The sequence below is a fragment of the Pseudomonas sp. PDM05 genome (assembly GCF_014851685.1).
Lineage (GTDB): Bacteria > Pseudomonadota > Gammaproteobacteria > Pseudomonadales > Pseudomonadaceae > Aquipseudomonas.
Map to the genome: position 1 here is coordinate 60,086 of NZ_JACVAC010000014.1, position 24,814 is coordinate 84,899.

General features: G+C 61.0%; 18 protein-coding genes and 1 pseudogene. 10 read left to right on the plus strand and 9 right to left on the minus strand.

What is annotated here, in order from left to right; all coding sequences use genetic code 11:
* The first annotated feature begins 127 nt into the window (after positions 1-127).
* Both IB241_RS22875 and IB241_RS22880 read left to right on the plus strand, forming a co-directional pair.
* Positions 128-1,693 carry a methyl-accepting chemotaxis protein gene (locus tag IB241_RS22875; RefSeq protein WP_192300473.1) on the plus strand — a complete coding sequence of 522 codons (1,566 nt, stop codon included), beginning with the start codon at positions 128-130 and terminating at the stop codon, positions 1,691-1,693.
* 80 nt (positions 1,694-1,773) lie between these two features.
* Positions 1,774-2,373, plus strand: a complete 600-nt coding sequence (locus tag IB241_RS22880) for a hypothetical protein (protein ID WP_192300474.1) — start codon at positions 1,774-1,776, stop codon at positions 2,371-2,373.
* On the opposite strand, the gene IB241_RS22885 is transcribed toward IB241_RS22880, so the two are convergent.
* Positions 2,336-3,751 (minus strand): XAC2610-related protein, encoded by a 1,416-nt coding sequence (locus tag IB241_RS22885; protein ID WP_192300475.1) that lies wholly within the window; start codon positions 3,749-3,751, stop codon positions 2,336-2,338. The genes IB241_RS22880 and IB241_RS22885 overlap by 38 nt on opposite strands.
* Positions 3,752-3,876: 125 nt before the next feature.
* Here IB241_RS22885 and IB241_RS22890 point away from each other — a divergent pair, with 125 nt between their 5' ends.
* Complete coding sequence (locus IB241_RS22890) at positions 3,877-5,418, plus strand: hypothetical protein (protein WP_192300476.1); 1,542 nt, start codon at positions 3,877-3,879, stop codon at positions 5,416-5,418.
* Between the two features lie 6 nt (positions 5,419-5,424).
* Here IB241_RS22890 and IB241_RS22895 read toward each other — a convergent pair whose 3' ends face one another.
* Positions 5,425-5,715, minus strand: coding sequence for a hypothetical protein (locus tag IB241_RS22895; RefSeq protein WP_225595668.1), 291 nt, complete (start codon positions 5,713-5,715; stop codon positions 5,425-5,427).
* Positions 5,716-5,768: 53 nt separating this feature from the next.
* Between IB241_RS22895 and IB241_RS22900 the strand changes: the two genes are divergently transcribed.
* The 3 genes and pseudogenes from IB241_RS22900 to IB241_RS28015 all read left to right on the plus strand — a co-directional run bounded on the left by IB241_RS22900 (position 5,769) and on the right by IB241_RS28015 (position 7,989).
* The gene (locus IB241_RS22900) at positions 5,769-6,065 is read left to right on the plus strand and encodes a hypothetical protein (protein WP_192300477.1); all 297 of its coding nucleotides are present in this window, start codon (positions 5,769-5,771) and stop codon (positions 6,063-6,065) included.
* A gap of 64 nt (positions 6,066-6,129) precedes the next feature.
* A pseudogene (locus IB241_RS28010) lies at positions 6,130-7,134 on the plus strand (cache domain-containing protein); the annotation flags it as partial.
* A gap of 87 nt (positions 7,135-7,221) precedes the next feature.
* Positions 7,222-7,989 carry a methyl-accepting chemotaxis protein gene (locus IB241_RS28015; protein WP_412547885.1) on the plus strand — a complete coding sequence of 256 codons (768 nt, stop codon included), beginning with the start codon at positions 7,222-7,224 and terminating at the stop codon, positions 7,987-7,989.
* A gap of 34 nt (positions 7,990-8,023) precedes the next feature.
* Here IB241_RS28015 and IB241_RS22910 read toward each other — a convergent pair whose 3' ends face one another.
* The 5 genes from IB241_RS22910 to IB241_RS22930 all read right to left on the minus strand — a co-directional run bounded on the left by IB241_RS22910 (position 8,024) and on the right by IB241_RS22930 (position 15,586).
* Entirely contained in the window at positions 8,024-9,307 is a 1,284-nt protein-coding gene (locus IB241_RS22910) for a sel1 repeat family protein (protein ID WP_192300479.1), read from the minus strand.
* Positions 9,307-11,208 carry a phospholipase D-like domain-containing protein gene (locus IB241_RS22915; protein WP_192300480.1) on the minus strand — a complete coding sequence of 634 codons (1,902 nt, stop codon included), beginning with the start codon at positions 11,206-11,208 and terminating at the stop codon, positions 9,307-9,309. The genes IB241_RS22910 and IB241_RS22915 overlap by 1 nt, the downstream gene beginning before the upstream one ends.
* The gene (locus tag IB241_RS22920) at positions 11,205-13,916 is read right to left on the minus strand and encodes a type VI secretion system Vgr family protein (RefSeq protein ID WP_192300481.1); all 2,712 of its coding nucleotides are present in this window, start codon (positions 13,914-13,916) and stop codon (positions 11,205-11,207) included. The genes IB241_RS22915 and IB241_RS22920 overlap by 4 nt, the downstream gene beginning before the upstream one ends.
* Positions 13,917-13,991: 75 nt before the next feature.
* Positions 13,992-14,498 carry an AAA family ATPase gene (locus IB241_RS22925; RefSeq protein WP_192300482.1) on the minus strand — a complete coding sequence of 169 codons (507 nt, stop codon included), beginning with the start codon at positions 14,496-14,498 and terminating at the stop codon, positions 13,992-13,994.
* A gap of 59 nt (positions 14,499-14,557) precedes the next feature.
* Positions 14,558-15,586, minus strand: coding sequence for a UV damage endonuclease UvsE (locus IB241_RS22930; RefSeq protein WP_192300483.1), 1,029 nt, complete (start codon positions 15,584-15,586; stop codon positions 14,558-14,560).
* Between the two features lie 151 nt (positions 15,587-15,737).
* On the opposite strand from IB241_RS22930, the gene IB241_RS22935 reads away from it, so the two are divergent.
* Positions 15,738-16,658, plus strand: a complete 921-nt coding sequence (locus IB241_RS22935; RefSeq protein WP_192300484.1) for a helix-turn-helix domain-containing GNAT family N-acetyltransferase — start codon at positions 15,738-15,740, stop codon at positions 16,656-16,658.
* A gap of 38 nt (positions 16,659-16,696) precedes the next feature.
* Here the strand turns inward: IB241_RS22935 and IB241_RS22940 are convergent, their stop codons facing one another.
* A complete protein-coding gene (locus IB241_RS22940) occupies positions 16,697-18,100 on the minus strand; it encodes an MFS transporter (protein WP_192300485.1) in 1,404 nt (467 codons plus the stop codon).
* A gap of 283 nt (positions 18,101-18,383) precedes the next feature.
* Between IB241_RS22940 and proP the strand changes: the two genes are divergently transcribed.
* Positions 18,384-19,886: a glycine betaine/L-proline transporter ProP gene (proP, locus tag IB241_RS22945; protein ID WP_192300486.1), complete on the plus strand. Its 1,503-nt coding sequence runs from the start codon at positions 18,384-18,386 to the stop codon at positions 19,884-19,886.
* A 182-nt stretch (positions 19,887-20,068) separates the two neighbouring features.
* Entirely contained in the window at positions 20,069-22,621 is a 2,553-nt protein-coding gene (locus IB241_RS22950; RefSeq protein ID WP_192300487.1) for an EAL domain-containing protein, read from the plus strand.
* A gap of 6 nt (positions 22,622-22,627) precedes the next feature.
* Here the strand turns inward: IB241_RS22950 and IB241_RS22955 are convergent, their stop codons facing one another.
* Positions 22,628-23,449 carry an AraC family transcriptional regulator gene (locus IB241_RS22955; RefSeq protein WP_192300541.1) on the minus strand — a complete coding sequence of 274 codons (822 nt, stop codon included), beginning with the start codon at positions 23,447-23,449 and terminating at the stop codon, positions 22,628-22,630.
* A gap of 85 nt (positions 23,450-23,534) precedes the next feature.
* Here IB241_RS22955 and IB241_RS22960 point away from each other — a divergent pair, with 85 nt between their 5' ends.
* Positions 23,535-24,746 (plus strand): MFS transporter, encoded by a 1,212-nt coding sequence (locus tag IB241_RS22960; RefSeq protein ID WP_192300488.1) that lies wholly within the window; start codon positions 23,535-23,537, stop codon positions 24,744-24,746.
* The last annotated feature ends 68 nt before the right edge of the window (positions 24,747-24,814 follow it).

Genomic DNA, 24,814 nt, shown 5'->3' on the forward strand with positions numbered 1-24,814 from the left:
CCGCCATTATGAAGTCTTTCACCGGGAAGTTTCAGGCTTTTGACCAGCGGATGGCGAAATATCAAATGTGCATTAATCTTTTTGCTGCTGTGGCCGATTGGCTAAGTGCAACCAGGGAGTAGTCGGAATGCGCAATAACCAGCCTGTTACACAGCGTGAGATTTCACTCGCGCCGCAGCAAAAACTTATTTCCGCCACCGACGTTCAAGGTGTGATCACCTACTGCAACGACGCCTTTGTCGACATCAGCGGTTTCGAGCGGGCCGATCTGATCGGCGCACCGCAAAATATCGTGCGTCACCCCGATGTCCCACCTGCGGTCTTTGCCCATATGTGGAGCGCCCTCAAGCAGGGCCTGCCGTGGATGGGCATCGTCAAGAACCGCTCAAAGAACGGCGATCACTATTGGGTCAACGCTTACGTCACGCCGATCTTCGACGGCAGTACGGTGGTCGGCTTCGAGTCGGTACGGGTCAAGCCCAGTGCCGATGAAATCCGCCGCGCCCAGGCGCTGTACCGACGCATCAGCGCAGGCAAGCCCGGCGTGCCGCGTCAGGATGTGTGGCTGCCGGCCGTAGTAAGCAGCGTGCCGTATATGGCCACCGCCGTGATCGGCGGCGTGGCGGGGCTGTTCTTCAGTGCTCCGCTCGCCATCGCCGTGGCCGTCGCCGTTGCCTTGCCGGTGGGCGTGCTCTGCGCGCGCATGCGCCAGGGCAGCACGTTGGGTCTGTTGCAGGGGGTTGACCCGTCGACATCGGATGCCTTGATCGCGCAGATGTACAGCGACGCACGCGGCCCCCAAGGGCGCCTGGAAACGGCGTTCCTCAGCCAGGATGCGCGCCTCAAGACCTGCCTCACGCGCCTGCAGGACAGCGCCGAACAGCTCAGCGCCCTCGCCAGCCAATCCGACCAGCTGGCCAGCGCCAGCGCCCAGGGCCTGGACCGCCAGCGTGTGGAAACCGAACAAGTCTCCGCCGCCGTCAACCAGATGGCCGCCACCACTCAGGAAGTCGCCAGCCACGTACAGCGGACGGCCGATGCCACCCAGCAAGCCAATGCCCTTACCGGGCGCGGCCGTGAGGTGGCGCGCGATACCCGCGAAGCCATCGAGCGCCTGTCGGCGGTGGTCGGCGAAACCGGCGTGACCGTGGCGCAATTGGCCCGCGACAGCGACGAAATCGGCAGCGTGGTGGATGTGATCAAAGGCATCGCCGATCAAACCAACCTGCTGGCCCTCAACGCCGCCATCGAAGCCGCCCGCGCTGGCGAGCAAGGCCGAGGGTTCGCGGTGGTCGCCGACGAAGTGCGGCAACTGGCCCAGCGGACCTCGCAGTCGACCACCCAGATCCACGCGCTGATCACCCAGTTGCAAGCGTCGTCCAACAACGCCGTGCACAGCATGGAAAACGGCCAGCGCCAGGCCCAGGAAGGCGTGGCATGGGTACTGGAAGCCGACCAGGCCTTGGTCGGCATCAGCGAAGCGGTGTCCCATATCACCGAGATGACCACCCAGATCGCCGCCGCAACCGAGGAACAAAGCGCGGTCGCCGAAGAAATCAGCCGCAACATCACCACCATCGCCGGGCTCGCGGACCAAACCTCGATCCAGGCCCATCAGTCCACTGACCTGAGCAAAGAACTGACCAACACCGCCGCTACCCAATACGCGTTGGTTGAACGCTTCAACCGCTGACCCACCCTTCTCACGCGCCCTTTTACAGGGCGCCTCTGCTTGCGCTAACGTCCACCTTCGCATCAAGACGAGGGAATGTGATGGGATTTTTTGCTCGCTTGTTCGGGGGGCGCTTCACCATGCCACCGCCCGACGAAACCGACGCCAGCCACGCGGCGATCATGCGCGAGATGCGTTCGCCGCAATACGCCGCGCAGAAGCAGGCCCTCAAGCTGTTCACGCAAACCCTGCTGGCCCGTACGCCGGAAGAAGAAAGCGCGCGGCTCGTGCGCCGCGTCATGCGTAAATATGCCGCCGACCAGGACCCCGCCAGCGCGTTGACCCATGGGCTACTGGACAGCTCAAGAGGCCAGAAGCTCGCTGACCTGGCGCTGCTCGGTGTCGATTGGCGCGGCTTCGACGTATTCGAATACCACGCGCCTTACCTGGTGGCCGCGAGCGGCGTGCAAGCGCCCTATACCTATGAGCACACGGGCACCCGGCCGATGCAGGAGGTGCTGGAGAGCTTCGACCAATGGCTGGCCGGGTTCGGCAAGCGCTACCTGCATCTGGATTCTGGCGATGACGACTACGTGGGGTTTATCGTCGACACGCACAGCGTCGAATCGACCCTGGAGCTTGCGCAACAGGCAGGCTTGCACGTCACTGTGCAGAGCGCTGCTTGCGATACATCCCCGTGAAGTACTCCATGTTGTCCGGCGCCGAGTTGTGGCTGATCACCGCAAAGTCCCTGACCAGTTGGATGTGATATGGCCCGTTGCCCTTGGGCGCCAGGGGTTCACGCACGATGATCAGGTTGTCGGTTTCCATCGGCACGCGGTGATGTGCGCTGAGGATCTGCTTGCCGGTCTTGGCGTCTTTGAGTGTCACGGTGAATTCCGCGACCTCCCTGCCCTCGGCGTCACGTTCGGGTAGCACGTTCACGTCCAGGTCGCCATCGCGGCCGAGGAAGTCGTCTCGCATCTGGTAATGGCCGCTGCGCTGCTCGCGCGGGACGTCGCCGAGTTTGTCCAGGTCCGGCTCGCGGTCTGAGCGCCCCAGCTGAATCGCCAGTTCAGGGGTATTACCCTTGGCGCCGCTGACCCAGGTGCCGGAGAAGTTGTAGGGTTCGACACTTTCCCGGGTCATGCGCCAGATGCCGGTCTGGCGCCCATCGTCGGCATATTCATGCAGGTAAGTGAAGGGTTTGTCGTCGTAGTCGCTCTGGTCACCCACCAGCTTGATCGGCTTGCCGCTGCCACTTTTGCTGTAGCGCACTTCGCCGATCAACACCGCGCCCTGCTGCTGATACCAGATTTGCACCGGGATCTTGCCGTCGAGGGTGCCGTGGAGCATCTCCGGGTCTTCGGTAACCGGCCCTTCCAGACGTGGGGTTTCCTGCCATTTGCCGTCCTTCCATTCGCCGGTGGTGCGCAGCATATAGCCGCTGGGCATGCTGGAGTTTTCGCCGTCTTCGGTCGGTGGCACTTCTGCCTGGGTGTAGGAACCCAGCCGCACCAGCTCTGCGTCGCGCATTTGCCATTGCGACGAGCGCGTCCAGCAACAGCCACGATCGGTTTGCGAATGGATCACGCCGTCCCTGGGGTTGACCGAAAACATCCCGCCGCTGGATTCATTGGCCAGGTCGGTCAATGGGCGATTGAGCACCCACTGGGGCTTCTGCGGGTCTTGCAGGTAGACGTCGTAGCTGGACTGGAAATTTGCATCGGCGCCATTGCCGTTGCGGATCGCCAGGTCGATACGGCCGTCGCGGTCGATATCGGCGAAGTACAGCACGCCGTACTCGCCCACCAGGCGCCAATCGAGGGTTTTGCCGTCTGCGTTGAGCGGCACCTGCGCGGCGGGGGTTTGCAGTTGCTGGAGGATTTCCAGGGTGTGTTTGTCACGGATCGTGACCAGTGCCCGGGTCAATTCCTCAAGGTCTTGCGGCACCTGCGGGAACAACACTTCGACCAGATAGTGACCACTGGGCTCATCGACCGAAAACGAGCGGGGTTCGGCCATGACCGGGGTGGCCAGGGCCAGGGAGATGAGCACACCGTTGAGGAGCGAACGCATCCAGCGCTTCCTTGCTGCAAATGGGGGCGCGCAGTGTATTCGAACAAATCGCTGTTTTGCCAACGGCAATGGCTGGTATGTTGCGCGGCTGCAACCGGCCACACCGCCAAGGACCATCACCCATCATGGAAGAAGCCGCCACACCGAAAGCCCGTCGCAACTATTTTATTCGCCACTGGCGAGGGGAGTTCCCGCTGGCGCACGCATTCTGGATCAATGAAGTATTGATCAGCCTGCTGTGCCTGCTCGCCACGACGCCGTTGTACGTGCTGTTGGTGCGTGACCCTCCGAGCCCCGCCACCCTGCTGCTGGCAGGCGTGCCGTTCATGCTTATCGCGCTCGCCGTCACAGTTTGGCAAGGCGTTGGCGTTTGGCGCTCGGCCAGGCATCACCGCCAACGCGGTGGCAAACACCGCTGGGTCATGGTGGTTCGTGTGCTGGTGGTGGTCGGGGCGGTGCAGACCGTTTACTCGGTGCTCGACGTGGTGCCGGCGTTCAAGTCTGCTCTGCGCCTGGCCATGAACCCCAACGCGATGCCGCCCTACCGGATCACTGCGCTCAGCGATACTGAGCTCCAATTCAATGGCGGCATCGGCTCCGGCAGTTTCTCTGCCTTCGAGCAAGCATTGGCCGCTCACCCCGCTGTCACCACGCTCCAGCTCGACAGCCCGGGCGGCCTGTTCGGCGAGGCCCGGGCCATCGCGCGGCTGATCGAAGAAAAGGCGTTGACCACCTACACCAACAGCGCATGCATGAGTGCCTGCGCGCTGGTGTTCATGTCGGGCAAACAACGGTTGCTAGGCGTGGAAGGCAAGCTGGGGTTCCACGCCGCGACGTTATTCGATTCGGACAATCAATCAACGCTAGTCGTCGCACAGTATCGCGAGGCACTGCTCAAGCACGGCGCGTCCAGACAATTCGTCGATAAAGTGCTGGCGACCGGACGCGAAGACATGTGGTTTCCGGACATCGCTGAACTCAAGCGTGAGCACATCGTGTCGGCCACCGTAGACGCCCGGGGCTTCACCGATGCACGCCTTGCGCGGCTACGGGAAGCGGGGCAACTGGATGTCTACTTGCGCACGTTTTTCCAGTTCAGAACGCTGGCCGAAGAGGTGCCTGCGCAGTACGAAGTGCACAAGGCCAAGGCACAAAAAGCCTTGGATGAGGCCACAGCCTACAGCGCGTTCGATAAGCTCACGCGCGAGCACGACGCTTGGCTGATCCAGGACGCTCTGCGCAAGGCCCCGGCCCCGCAACTGTTGCGGTTCTGGCAAGCCCAGGCGTCGCTCGTGGACGCCGCGGTGCAAGGCGGCGAACAGGCCTGCGCGTTCTACCTTACAGGCGTTTATCCCGGGGGTTACAGCGCTATGCCAGACGTCTTGCAGGCGCTGTTCACCAACGCACGCGACAGCCGGCGCGAACTGGTCAAAGCAGCCGCCGAGGTCAACCAGAACATTGCCCCGACCGCCCAGGCCCGGGCCGACTTGAACCGTGTGTTCACGCACGTTCAGCCCGGCACCTACGAGCGCTATCGGTCCCCGAGCAAACACGCACCCGCACAGGTGTGCACTGCCCACCAGGAGTTGTATCGACGTGTGCTCGCATTGCCCAACCCAACGCGCGTCGCCGAGGCGTTTCGGCTGTTGCCGGGCTACACGCGCTGAGGGGCGTCAAACACCGGCGTCTAGCAGCATCTGGATCAGCGCTTCAGGCCAAACCGTATCGGCAGTGGTTTTCAGCTCGTTGACAGACCACCAATGGTGGTCAGCCATGACCTGGGTTTCTGCCAGGGTCCACTCGGCTTTGGAAAGCGCCTTGCTGTGCGCGTGAACGACAAAATACTGCTCGATGGCCATCACCGTTTCGCCGCTGGGCAGCATCAAGGCAAAGCGCCGATCCGCCACGCAGGCGCCAACGCTATCGCGTACAACGCCGGTCTCCTCGCGCAGTTCGCGTATCACCAGGCAGGCATCCGCAGCTTGTCATCCGGTTCCGAGGCATAGCGCGGAAAGATATGGCAATGCAGTTCCGGCTCAGAGTTGCCGAGGCGGGCCATGTCCAGCAGATAGGTGGCGCGGGCTTCAGCATCCAGGTCGTTAAGGCTGGCAACCACTGGATCGGCCCACACCTACACCGCGAACCAAGAGCAGATACCAGACAATCCATCTTTTCTGTTGTACACAAAAAAGCCCTAAAGATTCTCGACACCCGCGCCGACATAGCGGTGATAGCAAATCGCCGCGTCACACACAGCAGCGACGATTTGGCCGCCCTCCCCGCTGATGGTTGTCTCGATGAAAATAAAAAATAAGCTGGTCCTTGCTTTCGTTTCCGTCGCTTTTATCCCGGTCAGCCTGGTCGCGGTGATCTCCGTCATGAACACGCGGAGCCAGGCAGTCGAACAGTTTATCGACGGCAGCACCCGTGAAATCCGCCAGATCGATGGCAACATCCGCCAGTTTTTCGATGGCACGACGCAGAACGTCGATCAAATGTCCGCCGATCCTGTATACACTTCTGTGAACACGCTCAAGGATTATCAGCCCGCCAATGCCGCCAGCCAGCCGATGCCGGCGCAGGCACAAGAGGTCATCGAGCACTTTGCGCGTTATGGCGCGACCCACCCCGCCGCTGCGATTCTGTCCATCGGCCTCGAAGATGGCACCTACGCCAAATGGCCGGATGACCCGCAACTGGCCAAATACGACCCGCGCGCGCGCCCATGGTACAAGGCCGCGATGGCGAGCCCCGGCAAGACCGTGCGCACCCCTGCGTATTACTACGACAAGGACGACGTGGCCCTGGTGGGCACTGCGCGCGCCTTGCTGGACAATGCCGGCAAACCCAAAGGCGTGTTCGTGGTCAGCGTCTCGCTGAAAAACCTCACCGAGCTGGTCAAGAGCATCAAACTGGGCGCCAGTGGCTACGTGATGTTGATCGAAGATGGCGTGGTGCTGGTTGACCCGCGTGACAATGCGCACAACTTCAAGCCGCTCAAAGACCTCGGCGAACCCTACGCACAGCTGGCGAACACCGCCCAGGGCTCGACCGATGTGGTAATCAATGGCGTGCGCTACATGGCCAATATCTGGACCTCCCCCGGCCTCGGCTGGCGTTATGTCGGCCTGATCGAATACAACGAAGTGATGGCCGAAGCCACGCGCATGACCTATCTCACCAGTGCGATCGTCGCGGTGCTGGTGCTGATCTTCGGGTTGGTCGCGGCGGCGTTCTCCAAGGTCATCGTCAAACCCATCTGCCAGGTCAGTACCGGCTTGCAATCCATCGCCCAGGGCGAAGGCGACTTGCGCCACGAACTGCACGTGCAGGGCAAGGACGAAACTGCCGAACTGGCCGGCTGGTTCAACAAGTTTCTCGCGGCGATCCGCCAGTTGATCCAACACATCGGCGCGGCCTCGGCCAATTTGCAGAACGCCTCGCGGGTCAACAGTGAAGTGGCCAACAACATGAACGAAGCCGCCGGGCGCCAGCGTGAGGCGGTGGAGCTGGTCTCCACCGCCTTCAACGAGATGGTCGCCACCGCCAACGAAGTCGCGCGCTCGTGCAGCGGTGCGGCGGAGTCGGCCGAGAACGGCCACCGCCGGGTCGCCGAGGGCAAGCAGCAAATCGAAGTGACCACCGACAACGTCAACCGCCTCGGCCGCCGCCTCACGGAATCGTCACAAGCCATGGTCGAACTGGAAGCCGGCAGCCGCAGCATCAACCAGATCCTCGGCACCATCCGCGCGATTGCCGAGCAGACCAACCTGCTGGCGCTCAACGCCGCCATCGAAGCCGCCCGCGCCGGCGATCAAGGCCGGGGTTTTGCCGTGGTAGCCGACGAAGTCCGGGCCTTGGCCAAACGCACCTCGGACTCCACCGGCGAGATCGAACACCTGCTCGGCACCCTGGAAAACAAGACCCAGGAAGTCACCCAGAAAATGGGCAGCTGCCTCGACCTGTCACGGGCCAGCGTGTCGTCCATTGAAAGCGCGCGGGACAGCTTTGAAGGCATCCAGTTGTCGGTGAACGAGATCCGCGACCAGAACCTGCAGATCTCTGCGGCTGCTGAGGAACAGCACAGCGTTGCGGAAGAGATCAACCGGCATATCCAGCAGATCTACGACGAGGCACGGCTGGTGGAAAGCCTGGCGAACTCCGCGCAGGATGACTCGGGACGGTTGTCGAACCTGTCGGATGAGTTGAATGGGTTGGTGGGACGGTTCAAGTCATAGGGCAACGAATGGGAAAGTGGTACCTGCTTTCGTTTCATGAAAGCAGGCACCATTCAACCGCTTGTTCACGCTGCGTGACTTTGTCGGAGAACGGCCACAGGCGGGAGTGATAGCGTTCGATCCATACCGTGGGAAATACATCGCCTTGCTTGAAATACCGTGCGCCGTTTCCGTCTCTCAACGAATCACCCCAGCAGAGCAAACCGACCTCCCAATAGCCGCTCAATGGGCAAATTTGACCGCTATAGCCGTTGGGCGCGGACAGATGGGATTGGCTGAATGCCGGCGAACCTGGCAGCCCCTGGCCCGTGGCGGGGTCTAGAAGTTTGGCCTTGGCCAGTTGGGTGATCAGGGCTTCGCTGGGCTTGGGGGGTGGAACGTTGGCCAAGTGAGCTTCCAACCATTGAAGTTTGCCGTCCCAGGCGGGCAGTTTGGCTGGGGGCAAGGGGAGGATTTCGTTGATTTCGGGGACTTTGGGGTTGGCGTAGGAGTATCCAGCAAGCATTCGCCATATTGTTTTATAGCGATCAGCGCGTTCCAAATCCTTCTGTTGACCCAGGTGGTACATCCGATTGGAGGCCGGTGGGCCGCGAAAGGCCTCATCCAGACGACCAGCAGCACTTTCATCCCCCCCCATAACGCCCATTTGAAAAGCCTCCAGCGCCTCTGGGTAGCGCCCCTCGTTTTTGAGGTCGACTCCTAAAGCTACTGCTGCCTCGCCATTTCCCTGCTCAGCCGCGCAGCGGCGCATTTGCCGGGCTATATCGGGTGCAATTCTGATCGGCGCCAGCTTATCCCCTACGACGTATTGAGCCTGGGCGCTGCCTTGGTCAGCGGCCATACGGTAATAGCGCAGCGACATTTCCTGATCCTGCTTCAAACCCGCAGCCCCCTGTTGCAGGAAAACGCCAACAAAGTAATAGCCTGTCGCCACTCCCACCTCGATCAGTTGCTGACTGAGACGAAGATGTTCATCTCCGCGAAGTTTGAAGTGGCCCCGCATGCCGCCGTTTTGCAGGTTGATATTTGCTCTGTAATGACCATTTTCCGCAGCAACGCGATACAGACGTTCAATCTCCAGGTCCACTACTTTGTTCTGCTTGAGCAAATTGCTCTTCTGTAACCAGCGCGCGTACTGGAACAACTCTTCGGTCTCGGCAGAGGCCCCTGGAATTTGCTCGTGTACACAGCTAAAAGCTAACTTGGTTTTGATTTCAGATAATGGATTCATAGAAGCGCCCTCAATTGGGTTACTGGGGATTGCACCGATGCCAAAAACAACCAGCAGCAAACAACGCAACAAAAAAGACTGGCGCATTAGTCGAGGTCCTTAGGGAGCTTTCCAGCGTAATGAAACTCGACAAGCGAAGTGTCAGGCCCCAACTCCTTCAATTGACGATCTTGATTTTCTTTCATCACGTCCCCCCAAGCCTTAAACGCCTGCGCCGCATCATCCTGATCCCCCCTCCCATCCGTATGCAGCCCCCACAACCGCCGCCTCAACCCCTGCGTCACACTCCCCCACTCATGCGCAATATTCAGTTCACTATCCACCTGCATACTCCGTGTATTGATATTCGCCGAGCCGTGCGTAGTGAACACGTCATCAACAATCATCAGCTTCGAATGGATATACACCGGCATCCACGGCTTGCCCGCCGGCGAGTCCTTGGCCACCAGCGAACACACATGCACCTTCAGCCCCGGCCTTGGTTCCGGGGCCAGCGTGCTATTCTCGATGGCCTTGATCTGTTGTTCGAGCGCGGCTTCGCGTAGCTCATTGCGCAGTTTGGCGTCGCGCTGCGCGTCCTCGGCTTTTTCGCTGATTGCGCCACCGCTCAGCGCATCGGTCAGGCGCGTCAAGGTGATCAATGCTCGGCGTTCGAGCAGTTCACTCAAGGTCGGTGCCTGTGCACTCGTGTGGGCCTTGGCCTGTTCGATGCGCTGCAGCTTGGTGATCTGCGGGATGGCATCACCGCGCCCAAGGCTTTCGAGCATGCGGTAGGTGTTCAAGGCCCCAGGGCCTACGCCATCTTCGCTGGCGTTGGTGATCACGAACAGGTGCAGGCTGCCATGCAACCCCGGATCGCGCCCCGCGCGGGTCTGGACGGCGGCGGCCTTGTTGATCGCTTCGGCGAGGGGCGGCCAGCGGAAATACTGGTTCTCGATGTAAATGAACTGGGTCGCGTTGTTGACCGCTTTCAGGTAAAGCTTTTCGATGTCGCGCTTGCCGTCTTGCGCCTGGGTGCGCACCAGTTGGGCCAGTTGGCGCGTCGCGCCGGGGGTGCATTGCAGAGTGGGGCCGATCTGCTTGGCCTGGCGCAAGGCGAACGGGTCTTCAGCGGTCTCCCTAAGCCAGGCGGTCGCGAAGTTGTGGTGCAAGTGCTCAAGGATCGGCCCGCTGACCTGGCTGGAAATATCCTGACGCGGTGTATCACCACGCGGGCCGCGATTGGGTGCAGGTTTACTGCCTTCGGCGCGGTTCTGCGCCGTATGCTCGTCCGTGTCCCAGTACTCATCGAGCATGTTGTGCCCCATCACAAAACCGACGGCATCCTCGGCCCGTTCATAGTCGACCAGTACGGTTTTTTGATGGTGGGTCACAGCCACTGCCAGCGCGCCCAGGGTGCCGACGCTGAGCTGTGGGTCGAGGCTTTTATATTTGGCTTGATGGGCGATTTCCGCGCGTTCAAACAGGCTGAAACCACGGCTGACAAACACCGGCACATTGCGCGCTACGCGCATGGCAGGCGCCAGATGATCGGCAAAGGCACAACGGGAAAACCACTGCCGGTCGTAGGCATATTGATCATCCGTGGCCGGTTGCAGCGCCCGGTCCTGGATCCGGTACGGTCCTTTGCCAGGCAGATTGGCCTCGCCGGCCGCGCCAGCGCTATTGAACGGTGACTCCCAACCCAATATCCGGACCTCAACACCTTCTCTTGCTTTTGCCATGAGCAATTCGCCGATACTTGGGCTCTCGCCGTCGCGAATGAAATACATCGACGGCTGGAAGCCCCAGCAAATGATGTCGATGGTTCTCGTGGCGTTGGCGATTGCCAAATGCACGGCCTTGAACGCTTCTTCACCGTTGATCAGCGGCTGGTAGGTGGCCTCGACCGGGTGATACTCAGTGCACTGCAGGTACCAGGGCGCAGTGCAGGTTGCCTGTTGGGTGTGTCGCAGGGCGACGGGCACGACGGTGCAAAGGTCATTCATGGGGTTTTCCCTTCCTGGTCGTTGGACGTGCGGATCACCGCAGCGTATTTGGCGCGGTGGTCGGTATGCGAGGTGGGCTGGCTCAGCTCGCTGCAAGGCAGCAGGTGATGGTTGTGCAGACCGCCATTGGCCAGCACCGCTTGCTCGGCGTTGCGATATTCACTGGGCACCGGTATCTCGTAGCTCACGCCATTGGCCATTTCGATTCGGTAGTGCTGGGTCACGACTTGATGATCGATGCGCACATGCCCGCTCTTGTCGAACACACCCTGCTCGATTGCAGCGTTGTCGGCGTAGAGGGTGTATGGCATGCCTGCCCAGCCCTTGCCGACGGTGTTGGGGGTTTGCGCTACCGTGAAGCGCAGCGGTTGCCTGTAGAGACTGCGCGGATACTCCGGGTGCGCGGCTTTCAGGCTGCCGGGGCCCAGGTAATCAAAGTTTGCCGATTTGATGTTGTGGTTACCTAGGGTGCCGGACTCGATGCAACTTGGATCAAGGGTGATGTAACTACCACCTGCATTCAGGCTGATTTTCTTTTTCGCAACGATGCGGATTTCATCTTCAGCACTGATGATTTCCAAGCCATTGCGCGCCATCAGTTCCAACGTGTCGTTCTGTGCCTGAATACGCACAGGGCCGGCGTTGGCGATCAACTTGATCCCCAGCTTGCGCACAAACAGACTGACGCCCTGCCCCACACCGATAAACAAGCGCTTGACCACACTGACATCCGCCTCAGCCCCGGCGTTGATCATCACGTTGCCCTGCGCAGCCAGTTGCAGGTGCTCCCCGCTGCTCAGGGCAACGCCCTGGGGAGCGCTGAGTAGAAGCACGGACGACTTGAGTCGTTCCAGGTCTTGCTTGAGTAAATTCAACTGCGCCTGCACGTCCGCCGGATCGGCATTCGCCGCCAGAGCGTCAGTGGAGAGCGCGTCCAACTGCTCACTCGCTTGCTCCAAGCGGGCCATCGCCGCGCCCATTTCAAGCTGCTGCCCCTGCGCCTTACCCTGCTCATCCGCACTGATAAACACCCCCTTCCCACCCCGGATCGCGCCCCACCCATCCGTGCGCAACTCAAACCCTTCACCGCGCTGTTGCCTGTGCGCATCCACCAGATGCCCCAGGTTCAACTGGCTCTTGCCGCTGTGTTCCGTGCTCAGCTTGATGTGCTCCTGCCCCCGCGTGTCGTCCATGCGCAGTTTGTTATTGGCCGGAGTGCGCAGCACGTTGCGTTTGTAGTTGCGCAGGGTCACGTGGTCGACGTGCTGGCTGTCGTGCAGGGCGTGGGCGATGTAGGGGCGGTCCGGGTCGCCTTGTTCGAAGGCGATGGCCACTTCGGTGCCGGGGATCAGTGGCAGGTGCAGGCCGTGGGTGTCGCCTGCATAGGGCCGGGCCAGGCGCAGCCACAGGCTTTCTTCGCCAGGTTTCCAGGTGTCGCGGTCGAACAGGAAGTTGACGCGGTAGCGGCCTTCCATGTCGATGTGGCCGTAAGGGTCGTGGGCCTGGGGGCTGGTGACGCGGGCCGGGACGGTGCCGGCGATTTGCGGTTTGGCGTGTGGGGCCGGGCGAAAGCACAGGGTTTCTGAATAGGGCATCGCCTCGAAGGTGGCTTCGAAGCTGCGGTCGCGCGCGGCCTGGGTGGTCAGGCGGGTGATGACTGCACCGGCTTGGAACGCCTGGGGTGCGCCGCCGCTGATCCTGAGGACCTGGCCCGGCGCCAGGGTGGCGCTGCTGCTGAGGCCGCTCAGGCGGGTCTGCTGGTTCAGGTACTGCTCGTGGCGCAGGCGTGCGAAGAAGTAGCCACTTTCGCATGGCAGGTCTTCGTCTTGATCGAGGCGGTTGCCGAGGACGCTGTAGGGTTCGGCGTAGTGGTAGGCATCGCCGTAGGCCCCGCCGCGGCTCTGCTCGATCCCGCCGTTCAGGTGGGCGCTGGCGTCGCGGTGGTGGTAGGCGCGTACGCTGACCTGTTGCTCGACGACCTGGTGGTTCGATTGCAACGCCCATACGCCGTCCTGCCCGCTGCTGCCGAGCCCGGACTGCGGGCGGTATGGCAGTTCGACGTCGAACTGGTAACCGCGCTGGCTATCGAAAAACTCGACGACCTCTAGGCGCAGGCGTTCGTCGCTGGTGAAGCGATACCAGATGCCCACTTCGGCGAGCAGCCGGCTGATAAAGGCCAGGTCGCTTTCGCCGTATTGCATGACCTGTTCGCGCCGGGGGTAGTCGCGCTTGAGGGTGAACAGGAAGTCCTGGCCTTCGAAAGCGTGGCGGCTGCGCAGGATGTGTTCGACGATCTCGGGCACGGATTGGTGCTGGTAGATACGCAGCTGTCGGCCACGTTCAAGCAGGGCCAGACGCGGTTGCAGGGTGATTGCATAGGTGGCCTGGTCATTGGAGCCGGACCGGCGGGCGAAGGCGGTGACGACGCCGTGCAGGGTGCGCAGGGGTTTGATCTTGGGGGGCGCCAGGCTCAGCAGCGGCAGTTTTTGTGGTGGGGCGTGCAGGCTGAAACTGGCTTGATGGCCGAGGATGGAGTCGGCGGCGAGGTCGAGGTCGGGGCTGGTGAATTCGATGCGGTACTGGAAAGGCTGGCTGAGCTGCTCTTCGCCTTCGAAGGCCAGCACATCAAGCATGGCACCGACATTGCGAACCCACAGCACGTGCCGGCTGTGATCGAAAAATGGGGTCGGTAGTACGCTGGAAGTCATCCCTTTACTCCTGAACGCGTGAGAGTCCAGAGAGTAAAGTTTTGTTATCCCAGATTAATGTCGGAAGATTCGACTTTAAGAGAAGGGTGCTTCCTGATCTCCTCTTGCGCGATGCACCTCAATCACCAACCCCTCCTCCTCACTCGGCACACTGAAGTGACGGGTGATCAGGTCGAACTCGGCATCGGTTGCCGCGAAGTCATGCTCGCCCCGCGCATTTCGGGCATGCAGCCGGGCGCGGCAAGTGGCGTCATCCAGCTCGAGATAATGCAGGCAGTGCGGCACCTGGGCCGTCTGCGCCAGGCCGCGCAGCCATTCGCGGTTGGCCAGGGTGTTGGCCGGAAAATCCAGCACCACGTTGACGCCCGATTGCAGCAGGTTGACCACCAGCGGCCCCAGCACACCGCGAATACGTTGGGCGCTGCGCAGGTAATCCGCGATGGACAGGATTTCACCCGGGTACAGCTGCGCCAGCCAGTGATCTTCGCTGAGCACTAGTGCGGCATGCGCAGTGGCCAGGGTGTTGGCAAGGGTGGACTTGCCGGAGGCGATCTTACCGCAGAGCAGATGCAGGGTTGGCATGGGGACGTTTCCTTGTGTCGGTTTGCCCAGCATGCCCGGCATCAGCGATACCCCGCAACTCAGGTGGTATGCCGCTGCCAATGTTCGTAGAACGCCAGGGACGCAACGTTCTTGTCCTTGGCTTCGAGCATGATGTCGAAACGGTCGAGAAACTGCAGCGCGTAGTCGTTGGTCCAGCGGTTCCACATCTGCGCGCTGTGGCCGTACAGGTCGCGCTTGGACACCACCTGCATCAGCGCATCCATCTCCAGCTTGTGTTCGGCGTCGAAGCCCAGCTCCTGCAGGCTCTCCTGGGGCTGGGAGTAGTGCATGGTCGGGCGCACACCGCGCCAGCTGTCGATGACGCGAGCCACCCGTTCCGAGTGGGGATCGATGTACTCATTCTCGTTGATCCAGCAGTGATGAATATCCAGCACCACCGGCGCCAGGTCGGCGACTTGCAGGCAGTGATCCAGCCCGTAGGTTTTCTCGTCGTTCTCGAAGGTGATGCAGTTGCGCGCCACTTGCGACAAGCGCGTCCAGACGGCGCGGGTGCCTTCCACCCCAAGGCGGCCGGCGATGTGCACGTTGCACTTGAGGTCCTGGAACTGTCGACCGTAGCCCATCATGCGGATCATATCGGCGTGGTATTCAAATTCGGCCAGGCTGTTTTCCACCACGCCGGGATTCTCCGAGCCCAGCACGCAGTATTGGCCGGGATGGAAAGACAGGCGGATGTCCGACGCCCGTGCCAGCTCGCCGATGGCGGCAAACCCCTCGACCAGTTGGTGTTCGATGGCCGGGTCCTTGTACACCGCCGCCACCTTGGGGTGACTGTAGAACGGCAACAGGTCGCTGCTCAGACGCAGCATGCGCAAGGTCGGCGGCAGCCCGGCGACGTAAGTGAGCAGGCGCAATTGCGCGGCAAGGTTATGGGTGACCACTTCGACCAGCTTGGCGCGGGCCTCCTGCGGTGTCACACCGTCCATCCAGCGCAAGGTGGTGGTACGCGGGTTGAACGGGCCTTCGATCAGCTTCATGGCACTGGCCGAGAGCAACCGTTCAGGGTGCTTGTATTGGCATGCGAAGCCGATGCGGGGATGGGTCATGGGAATGCCTGGCGGAAATTGAGGGCGGGATGATACGGGGTTAGGCGCTGGTCTACGCAGGAGGTTCAGTAGATTTTGCGCGAGCAAAGGGTTTGACATATTTGCTCAAGGCAACAATATAATTGCCAAAGGCAACCATCTGGACACCATCATGTCTATCTCCCCCCTGGTCGAACGCGCCGGCATCATCCGTGGCTTCAACCGCTTCTACACGCACCAGATTGGTGTGCTGCAGGAGCATCTGCTGCAAAGCGAGTTTTCACTCACCGAAATCCGCGTGATGTATGAGTTGTCGTCCCGAGGCGACCTGACCAGCGCCGACCTGTGCCAGATGCTCAGCCTGGATGCGGGTTACCTGAGCCGGCTGATCAGTGGGCTGGAAAAGAAAGGCCTGATCCAGAAAGTCCGCTCTGTCACCGATGCCCGCGCGGTGCAACTGCACCTCAGCGACCTCGGTCGCAGCGTGTTGACGCCATTGGAACAACAGACCCAGGACGAAGTGATCGCCCTGCTCCAGGCCCTGCCTGAACGGCAACAGCAGCAACTGACAGGCGCGATGAAACGCATTCAGGCCCTGCTGCAAGGCACCGCGCCGAGCTACCTGCTGCGCGACCCGCAACCCGGCGACATGGGGCTGGTGGTGCAACAACAATCGGCACTGTATGCCCGCGAGTACGGCTGGAATTGGGAGTTCGAGGCGCTGGTGGCGGAGATTGTCGCCAAATACTTGAGGAACCTTGACCGCAGCTGCGAGCGCTGCTGGATCGCGGAAAAAGACGGCGAAGTGGTGGGTTCGGTGTTCGTGGTGCGCCATGACGACAACACCGCCAAACTGCGCATGCTCTATGTGGACGCCAGTGCGCGCGGCATGGGGATTGGCCAGCGCCTGGTGGATGAGTGCCTGCGTTTTGCCCGGCAGGCCGGCTACAAAAGCATGCTGCTGTGGACCGTGAACATCCTCACCGATGCCCGCAAGCTCTATCAGAAAGCCGGCTTCGAGTTGGTCGAGGAAGAACCCACCGAGAGTTTCGGCAAATCGTTGATCAGCGAAACCTGGACCCGTGAGCTGTAAAGCCTTCCCGCGCCGCCACCAGCGCGGGAAGTCGTCACTTAAAGGTCGGTGATTTCCTTGTGGCGTGGTACCAGCGTCTTCATCACACTCCAAGCCACCAGGTACGCCAGCGCACAGATCGCGAACATGATCATGTAGCCGGTGTGAATATCGTTGATCGACTTGTAGTAGTCGAACACCCAGCCGCCGACCTTGGTCATCACCACACCGCCCAGGCCGCCGGCCATGCCGCCGATACCGACCACCGAGGCCACGGTTTTCTGCGGGAACATGTCGGACACGGTGGTGAAGATGTTGCAGGACCACGCCTGGTGCGCTGACGCACCCACGCCGATCAGCAATACCGGCACCCAGAAGCTGATATAGCCCAACGGCTGTGCCAGCAACACCACCAACGGGAACAGCGCGATCACCAGCATGGCTTTCATGCGCCCGTCATACGGCGCGTCGCCGCGTGCCATGAAGTAGCTTGGGAACCAGCCGCCGCCGATGCTGCCGACCATGGTCATGCTGTAGAGCACGGCCAGCGGCATCACGATGTCAGCGCCTTTCATGCCGTATTGCGCCGACAGATAAGTCGGCAGCCAGAACAGGAAGAACCACCACACGCCGTCAGTCATGAACTTGCCAAAGGCAAACGCCCAGGTCTGGCGGTAGGTGAGCAGTTTGAACCACGAGACTTTTTTCTCTACCGCACCCGCTGGCGCCGGGTTGAAGGGCTGCACGGTCTGGTCGCTGCGGATATACGCCAGTTCTGCGGCCGACAGGCGCTTTTGCTGCTCGGGCGGCTGGTAGAAGGCGATCCACACCGCTACCCACACAAAACCCAACGCACCGATCACGATAAAGGCCGCCTCCCAGCCCCACAGCCCCGCGATCAGCGGCACGCAGATCGGCGCCAGGATCGCGCCGACGTTGGCCCCGGAGTTGAAAATGCCAGTGGCAAATGAGCGCTCTTTCTTCGGGAAGTACTCGGCGGTGGCCTTGATCGCAATCGGGAAGTTACCCGCCTCGCCAACCGCCAGCACCGCGCGGGACAACATGAAACCGGCAATCGACACCGGGATCACCGCCAGGCCAATCGCGCCACTGACCGCAGCGATGCCCTCGCCCATCGGCACGGCAAACGCATGCATGATCGCGCCGGTAGACCAGATGCCAATCGCGACGATATAAGCGGCCTTGGTGCCGATCTTGTCGACAAAACGCCCGGCGAACAGCATTGAGATGGCGTAGACAAACTGGAACACCGCCGCAATGTTCGCGTAGTCGGTGTTGCTCCAGCCAAATTGCGTAGACAGCTGTGGCGCCAGGAGGCTGAGCACCTGGCGGTCGAGGTAGTTGACGGTGGTGGCGAAGAACAGCATCGCGCAGATGGTCCAGCGATAGCTGCCTACCGCTTGGCCAACGCGCTGGGCGTTGATGGGCTCGTTCAAATTCATGGCATCACTTTTTTATTTTTGTTAGGTAGGACATACGTAACGTCATATGTCGTCGTACAACTGTGACTTTTATAGCGGGCGATCTAGGGGCTGTCAATCTGAAACACTACGCCAAACCAAAACAAGTCGTAGGACAACATCCCCCCGATCACGACAAAAACGCAGGCCTCAGCAAAAAAACGCAATTAGTGGTGAATTATTTCGTATCCGCCTGTATCTGACCTTTCAGAGCGGTGCCATCGCCACGATGGCACCTCCCCTGTTCAGATTTAGAGTGGTGCCCATGAAATCTCGCAAGAAAAGCGTCAGCCCCATCGGGTTGAAAGACATCACCATTGTCGACGACACCAAGATGCGCAAGGCGATCACCGCCGCCGCACTGGGCAATGCCATGGAGTGGTTCGACTTTGGCGTCTACGGGTTTGTCGCCTATGTACTCGGCAAAGTGTTCTTCCCCGACGCGTCCCCCAGCGTGCAGATGATTGCCGCACTGGGCACCTTCTCCGTGCCGTTTCTGATCCGCCCCCTGGGTGGCCTGTTCTTTGGTGCACTGGGCGATAAATACGGGCGGCAAAAAGTCCTCGCCGCGACCATCGTGATCATGTCCCTGAGCACCTTTGCCATCGGTCTGATCCCCGGATACGCCTCGATTGGCATCTGGGCACCGATCCTGTTGCTGCTGTGCAAAATGGCCCAGGGCTTTTCCGTGGGCGGTGAGTACACCGGCGCCTCGATCTTCGTCGCCGAGTACGCGCCGGACCGCAAGCGCGGCTTCCTCGGCAGTTGGCTGGACTTCGGCTCCATCGCCGGTTTCGTGCTGGGTGCGGGCGTCGTGGTGTTGATTTCCAGCGTATTGGGCGAGGCCGATTTCGAATCATGGGGCTGGCGCCTGCCGTTCTTCCTTGCCCTGCCCCTGGGCATCATCGGCCTTTACCTGCGCCACGCCCTGGAAGAAACCCCGGCGTTCCAGCAGCACATGGACAAGCTCGAACAAGGCGACCGCGAAGGCTTGAGCCACGGCCCCAAGGTCTCCTTCAAGGAAGTCGCGACCAAGCACTGGCGCAGCCTGCTGACCTGCATCGGTATCGTCGCGGCAACCAACGTGACCTACTACATGCTGCTCACGTACATGCCGAGCTACCTGTCCCACAACCTGCACTACAAAGAAAACAGCGGTGTGCTGATCATCATCGCGATCATGGTCGGCATGCTGTTCGTGCAGCCATTCATTGGTTTTGTCAGCGACAAGATCGGCCGCAAGCCCTTCATCATTGCCGGCAGCATCGGCTTGTTGGTGCTGTCGATCCCGGCGTTCATGCTGATCACCAGCGGCAAGATCGGCCTGATCTTCGCCGGCTTGCTGATCCTCGCGGTGGTGCTTAACTTCTTCATCGGTGTGATGGCATCGACGCTGCCCGCGATGTTTCCCACCCACCTGCGCTACAGCGCGCTGGCCAGCGCCTTCAATGTCTCGGTGTTGATCGCCGGTCTTACCCCGACGGCCGTGGCCTGGCTGGTGGAAAGCACCAACGACCTGTACATGCCCGCCTACTACCTGATGGTGTTCGCGGTGGTCGGCCTGATCACCGGCCTGACCATGAAGGAAACCGCCAACAAACCCCTGCGCGGCGCGGCACCGGCGGCGTCGGACATGGAAGAGGCCAAGGAGTTGTTGCAGGAACATCACGACAATATCGAGCAGAAGATCGAAGACATCGACGCCGAGATTGCCGAGTTGGAAGCCAAACGCAAAAACTTGGTGCAGCAGCATCCGCGCATAAATTGAAGCAAGTCTGCGCCGCCAATAGCCTTGCCATGTTATCCGACGTGGCAAGGCTGGGCCGAGCAGAGGCCTGCTTTTATCCATCTGATGACTGAAGCGTGTTTAGCCTTCCCCCCTCATTATTTCGCCAAGGGCGCCGATAGCCTGTCATCGAACTGACTTGCAGAAGTGTCCTGCGGGAAATAATGCCGAACTCCCACGCACCAATTGTCCGCACGCTGTCCAATCGCACCAGCCTATCACTGACTCGCACATCACTATTCAAGCTGATGGCCCTGTTGGCGGGTGTCTTTGCAGCGGTCGTCTATTCGTTGGTCTACCTCGCCTACGACATGGATCGCACCGAACAGGCTGAAAGCGCTTTTCACGCTCGCAAGGCCATGCAGTCCCTGGACAAATCCTTGCGTTTGACCGTCAAAGACTATGCGTTCTGGAGCGACGCGTACAAACACCTGCACGTTCAAGTGGACACCGACTGGGCCTACGTGCGCGAAAATGTCGGCCCGACACTGTTCCAGGATTTCGGGTTTCAAGGGCTTTTTGTCGTCAGCGACGTGAATCGCACGGTGTATGCAGTGGTCGAGGGCAAACTACAGCCGCTGGAGTTGAGCAGTTGGCTTGGCCAATCCATTGACCCCATTATTGAACAGGCGCGTGCCGGGGCCGCCTCCGAAACCCCGGTGACGAGCTTTATCAACGTGCGCGGCAGCCCTGCCCTGGTGGCGGCTGCCGCGATCACCCCCGGCACCGACCCCACGGTATTGCCGGACGGCAGGCGGCCCTCCGTGTTGATCTTCGTCGACATTCTGGACAGCGCCAAACTGGATGCTATCGGTAATGACTTTGGCGTCGCCAACCTCCACATCGCCAGCTCCGAAGAAATCGGCAAGTCACTTCTACCCCTCGGCGACAACGGCGCCGCCGGCAGCCTGTACTGGGAGCCGGAGCGCCCCGGTCTGAAGTTGGTGGGCGTAGGCCTGCCCCTGCTGGGCCTGGCGGCACTGCTGGTGTGCGCGATGACCTGGATGATCCTGCGTCGATCCACTGCCAGCGCCCTGGCTCTTGATGCCAGCCACGCTTCATTGCAAAGCAGCCAGGCGGCCCTGGCCACCAGCGAAGCACGTTTTCGCGACGTGGTAGAGGCCAGTTCCGACTGGGTTTGGGAAATTGACGCCACCTGGCATTTCACCTACTTATCGGAACGTTTCGAAAGCGTCACCGGTCTCGCCAGACAGGCCTGGATGGGCGCAGCGATGAACGACCTGCTCGACACGGACGTCGGGCGCTTGTCGCAATGGCTCTCCACACCCGGCAGACGCCCAGACCTGAGCGTGCAGTGCCGCTACGTCGATGCCCAAGGCCAGGCGCGTAGCACCCGGCTCTCGGCCCGGGAAATGCCTTGTGGCGGGTTTCGCGGTACGGCCACCGATGTCACCGATGAAGTCGAGGCGCGACGCAGAATCGAGTACCTGTCCCAGCACGACGCCCTCACCGGGCTGCCCAACCGTACACGTCTGCAAGCTTTCCTCAACAGCAAGCTCCAGGCCGCGTCGCCTCTGGCGCAGCCGTTGGTCATGCTCACCCTGGACCTTGATCGCTTCAAGCCAGTCAACGACCTGCTCGGCCATGCCGCTGGCGACCGCGTGCTCAATGTCGTGTCCAACCGTCTCGTCGACTGCGTGCGCCATGGCGACCTGGTAGCTCGAGTGGGCGGCGACGAATTTGTGCTGATCCTCACTGATACAGGCATTCAGGATGACGTCGAAAAACTCTGCCAACGCCTGATTGCGTCCATCGAGGGCGCCATCGGGATCGATGAGCAGGAGGTGTTCATCAGCGCCAGCATCGGCATCGCCCTGGCACCCAACGATGCCAGCGACGCGGCCGAACTGCTGCGCTATGCCGACATCGCGCTGTACGAAGCCAAATCCGCCGGCCGCAACACCTGGCGCTTCTATTCCGCGGACATGAATGCACGGATCATTGAGCGGCGCCGCCTGGAAAGCGACTTACGGTTCGCGATCAAGCATGGAGAATTACGCCTGCACTTCCAGCCCCGCTACCGTATCGCTGACGGCGAGATGGTGGGGGCCGAAGCGCTGGTGCGCTGGCAACACCCGGTGCGCGGCCTGATTGCACCGGACACCTTCATCCCGATTGCCGAAGAGTCGGGGCTGATCCTGTCGCTCAGCGACTGGGTAATGGAGACGGCGTGCGCCTGTGCCGCCCAGTGGCCGGCCCCCCTGTTCGTGTCGGTCAACCTTTCTCCCTCTGAGTTCAAGCGCGGGAACATGGTGGCGCGTGTCAGTCAAGCGCTGGGCACTTCCGGTATCGACCCGTCGCGGCTGGAACTGGAAATTACTGAGGGCGTCATGCTTGAAGACGCCGAAGGCGCCCTGGCGATCATGCACACCCTCAAAGCACTGGGAATACGCATCGCTATGGATGACTTTGGCACAGGCTATTCCTCCCTGAGTTACTTGCGCGCATTTCCATTCGATGGGCTCAAGATCGACCGCAGCTTCTTGAGCCGGCTCGAAGACAGCGACGATGACAAAGCCATCATCCAGGCCATTGTCGGCCTGGGCCGTGCCCTGTCCCTGACCGTGACCGCCGAAGGCATAGAAACCGCTGAACACCTGGACTTGCTCAAGGCCGTGGCATGCGACGAAGGCCAGGGTTACTTCCTCAGTCGGCCGCTGGACCGGGACACCTTCAATCAGTTGCTGGTCCGCTGACCAGCCCTACCTGAAAAACTGACTCGGCGTCTTGCCAAACTGTTTCTTGAACATGCTGGTAAAGGCGCTGGGGCTTTCATAGCCCAGTTCCAGGGCCACGTCGATAATCTTCTCCCCCACCGCAATGCGCTCCAGCGCCAGCAGCAAGCGCGCTTGCTGGCGCCATTGGCCGAACGTCATCGCGGTTTCCTTGCGGAACAGGCGCTGGATGGTTTTCTGGTCCAGGTCCAGGCGCTCGCTCCAGTCGGCCACGGTGGAGGCGTCGCCCGGATCGTCCTGCCATGCCTGGCAGATCTGCTGGATACGCGGGTCGGCCGGTTGCGGCAGCGAGAGCGGCAAGGCCGGCAGCAGCGCAAGCTCGTCAAGGATCAGGTGCATGATCCGCGCGTCCCGCGAATCCTCGGCATACGGCGGCTTCAAGCTCACCGAGGCCTTGATCAGTTCGCTCAACAACGGCGACACACTCACCGCCTTGGTCTCGGTGGGCAGGTTCGGGAACGCGTCGGGGCGCACAAACACGCTGCGCATTTTCAACGGGCCCACGCAACGCAGTGAATGCACATGCCCGCAGGGCATCCAGAAGCCGCGATTGGACGGCACCGTCCACTGATTTTGCGCCGAGTGCACCACCATCACGCCTTCGATGGCATAGAGCAGTTGGTGCTTCTCGTGGCTGTGGTCAGGGATCACCCAGTTTTCGGGATAATCGGTGGCCGAACTGATCACCGCCCAGTCGCCTTCGTCGATCTCCTGCAGAAATTTATCCAGTGATTTGATCATTTCGCCCTTTTTGCGATGATTACTGCCCGAATTTCGCGAGACAGGCATTTTTTGCAAATCTAGCATGAACGCCGAATCATTTTGAAATAAGTGGCGGGCTCAAGTACTCGCCACCCCTGTATGGAATGCCTGCATGTCGACCCTGACCGCGTCACCCACTGCTGCCCCCACTACGTCCCAAACCAGCCCCTTGGTCATGCGCATCCTTGGCGCCTGCGCCCTGGCGCATTTGATCAATGACCTGATCCAGGCCGTGCTGCCGTCGATCTATCCGATGCTCAAGGCCAACTACGGCCTGAGCTTTGCCCAGGTCGGCCTGATCACCCTGACCTTCCAACTGACCGCTTCGCTGCTGCAACCGTGGATCGGCTATCACACCGACCGCCACCCCAAGCCGTGGCTGCTGCCGGCGGGCATGGTGTGCACCTTGGTCGGCATCCTGATGCTGGCGTTTGTCGGCACGTTCCCGGCGATCCTGCTCGCCGCCGGCCTGGTCGGCGTGGGCTCCTCGACCTTCCATCCAGAGACCTCGCGCGTCGCCCGCCTGGCTTCCGGCGGTCGCTACGGCCTGGCGCAATCGACCTTCCAGGTCGGCGGCAACACCGGCAGCGCCCTCGGCCCATTGCTCGCGGCGGCGATCATCATTCCCTACGGCCAGGGCCACATCGCCTGGTTCGGTCTGTTTGCAGTGTTCGCGATCCTGGTGCTGTACGGCCTGAGCCGCTGGTATCGCCACCACCTCAATCTGTTCAAGCTCAAGCAGGGCGGTAAAGCCACCCATGGCTTGTCCAAGGGCCGTGTGACCTTTGCCCTGGTGGTGCTGGCTGTGCTGGTGTTTTCCAAGTACTTCTACATGTCCAGCCTTACCAGCTACTTCACCTTCTACCTGATCGAGAAGTTCCAGCTGTCGGTCGCCAGTTCGCAGATGTACCTGTTCCTGTTTCTGGGGGCCGTTGCCGTCGGTACGTTTGCCGGCGGGCCGATTGGCGACAAGATCGGCCGCAAGAAAGTCATCTGGTTCTCGATCCTCGGCGCCGCGCCGTTCACGCTCGCCCTGCCCTACGTCGACCTGTTCTGGACCGCAGTGCTCAGCGTGGTGATCGGCTTTATCCTCGCGTCGGCCTTCTCGGCCATCGTGGTGTTCGCCCAGGAACTGGTGCCGGGCAACGTAGGCATGATCGCCGGGATCTTCTTCGGCCTGATGTTCGGTTTCAGTGGGATTGGCGCAGCGCTGCTCGGTCTGCTCGCGGATAACCACGGCATCGAGTATGTCTACAAGCTGTGTTCGTTCCTGCCGCTGGTGGGCATCCTGACGATCTTGCTGCCCTCGACCAAAGGCGTCTGATCGGCCGCGCGTCGTCTGGCCGTATGCCAGTACGAAGTGTGTTCTGAAAACCTGCGTGTGCGCTTACA

Excerpts from the sequence above, each read along its gene's own strand:
- IB241_RS22885 (WP_192300475.1), bottom strand. The coding sequence starts at position 3,751 with ATGCGTTCGCTCCTCAACGGTGTGCTCATCTCCCTGGCCCTGGCCACC.
- IB241_RS22930 (WP_192300483.1), bottom strand. The coding sequence starts at position 15,586 with ATGACCCATCCCCGCATCGGCTTCGCATGCCAATACAAGCACCCTGAA.
- IB241_RS22935 (WP_192300484.1), top strand. The coding sequence starts at position 15,738 with ATGTCTATCTCCCCCCTGGTCGAACGCGCCGGCATCATCCGTGGCTTC.
- IB241_RS22900 (WP_192300477.1), top strand. The coding sequence starts at position 5,769 with ATGGCAATGCAGTTCCGGCTCAGAGTTGCCGAGGCGGGCCATGTCCAG.
- IB241_RS22880 (WP_192300474.1), top strand. The coding sequence starts at position 1,774 with ATGGGATTTTTTGCTCGCTTGTTCGGGGGGCGCTTCACCATGCCACCG.
- IB241_RS22910 (WP_192300479.1), bottom strand. The coding sequence starts at position 9,307 with ATGCGCCAGTCTTTTTTGTTGCGTTGTTTGCTGCTGGTTGTTTTTGGC.
- proP (WP_192300486.1), top strand. The coding sequence starts at position 18,384 with ATGAAATCTCGCAAGAAAAGCGTCAGCCCCATCGGGTTGAAAGACATC.
- IB241_RS22890 (WP_192300476.1), top strand. The coding sequence starts at position 3,877 with ATGGAAGAAGCCGCCACACCGAAAGCCCGTCGCAACTATTTTATTCGC.
- IB241_RS22955 (WP_192300541.1), bottom strand. The coding sequence starts at position 23,449 with ATGCCTGTCTCGCGAAATTCGGGCAGTAATCATCGCAAAAAGGGCGAA.
- IB241_RS22960 (WP_192300488.1), top strand. The coding sequence starts at position 23,535 with ATGTCGACCCTGACCGCGTCACCCACTGCTGCCCCCACTACGTCCCAA.
- IB241_RS22915 (WP_192300480.1), bottom strand. The coding sequence starts at position 11,208 with ATGAATGACCTTTGCACCGTCGTGCCCGTCGCCCTGCGACACACCCAA.
- IB241_RS22940 (WP_192300485.1), bottom strand. The coding sequence starts at position 18,100 with ATGAATTTGAACGAGCCCATCAACGCCCAGCGCGTTGGCCAAGCGGTA.
- IB241_RS28015 (WP_412547885.1), top strand. The coding sequence starts at position 7,222 with ATGAACGAAGCCGCCGGGCGCCAGCGTGAGGCGGTGGAGCTGGTCTCC.
- IB241_RS22875 (WP_192300473.1), top strand. The coding sequence starts at position 128 with ATGCGCAATAACCAGCCTGTTACACAGCGTGAGATTTCACTCGCGCCG.
- IB241_RS22925 (WP_192300482.1), bottom strand. The coding sequence starts at position 14,498 with ATGCCAACCCTGCATCTGCTCTGCGGTAAGATCGCCTCCGGCAAGTCC.
- IB241_RS22950 (WP_192300487.1), top strand. The coding sequence starts at position 20,069 with ATGCCGAACTCCCACGCACCAATTGTCCGCACGCTGTCCAATCGCACC.
- IB241_RS22920 (WP_192300481.1), bottom strand. The coding sequence starts at position 13,916 with ATGACTTCCAGCGTACTACCGACCCCATTTTTCGATCACAGCCGGCAC.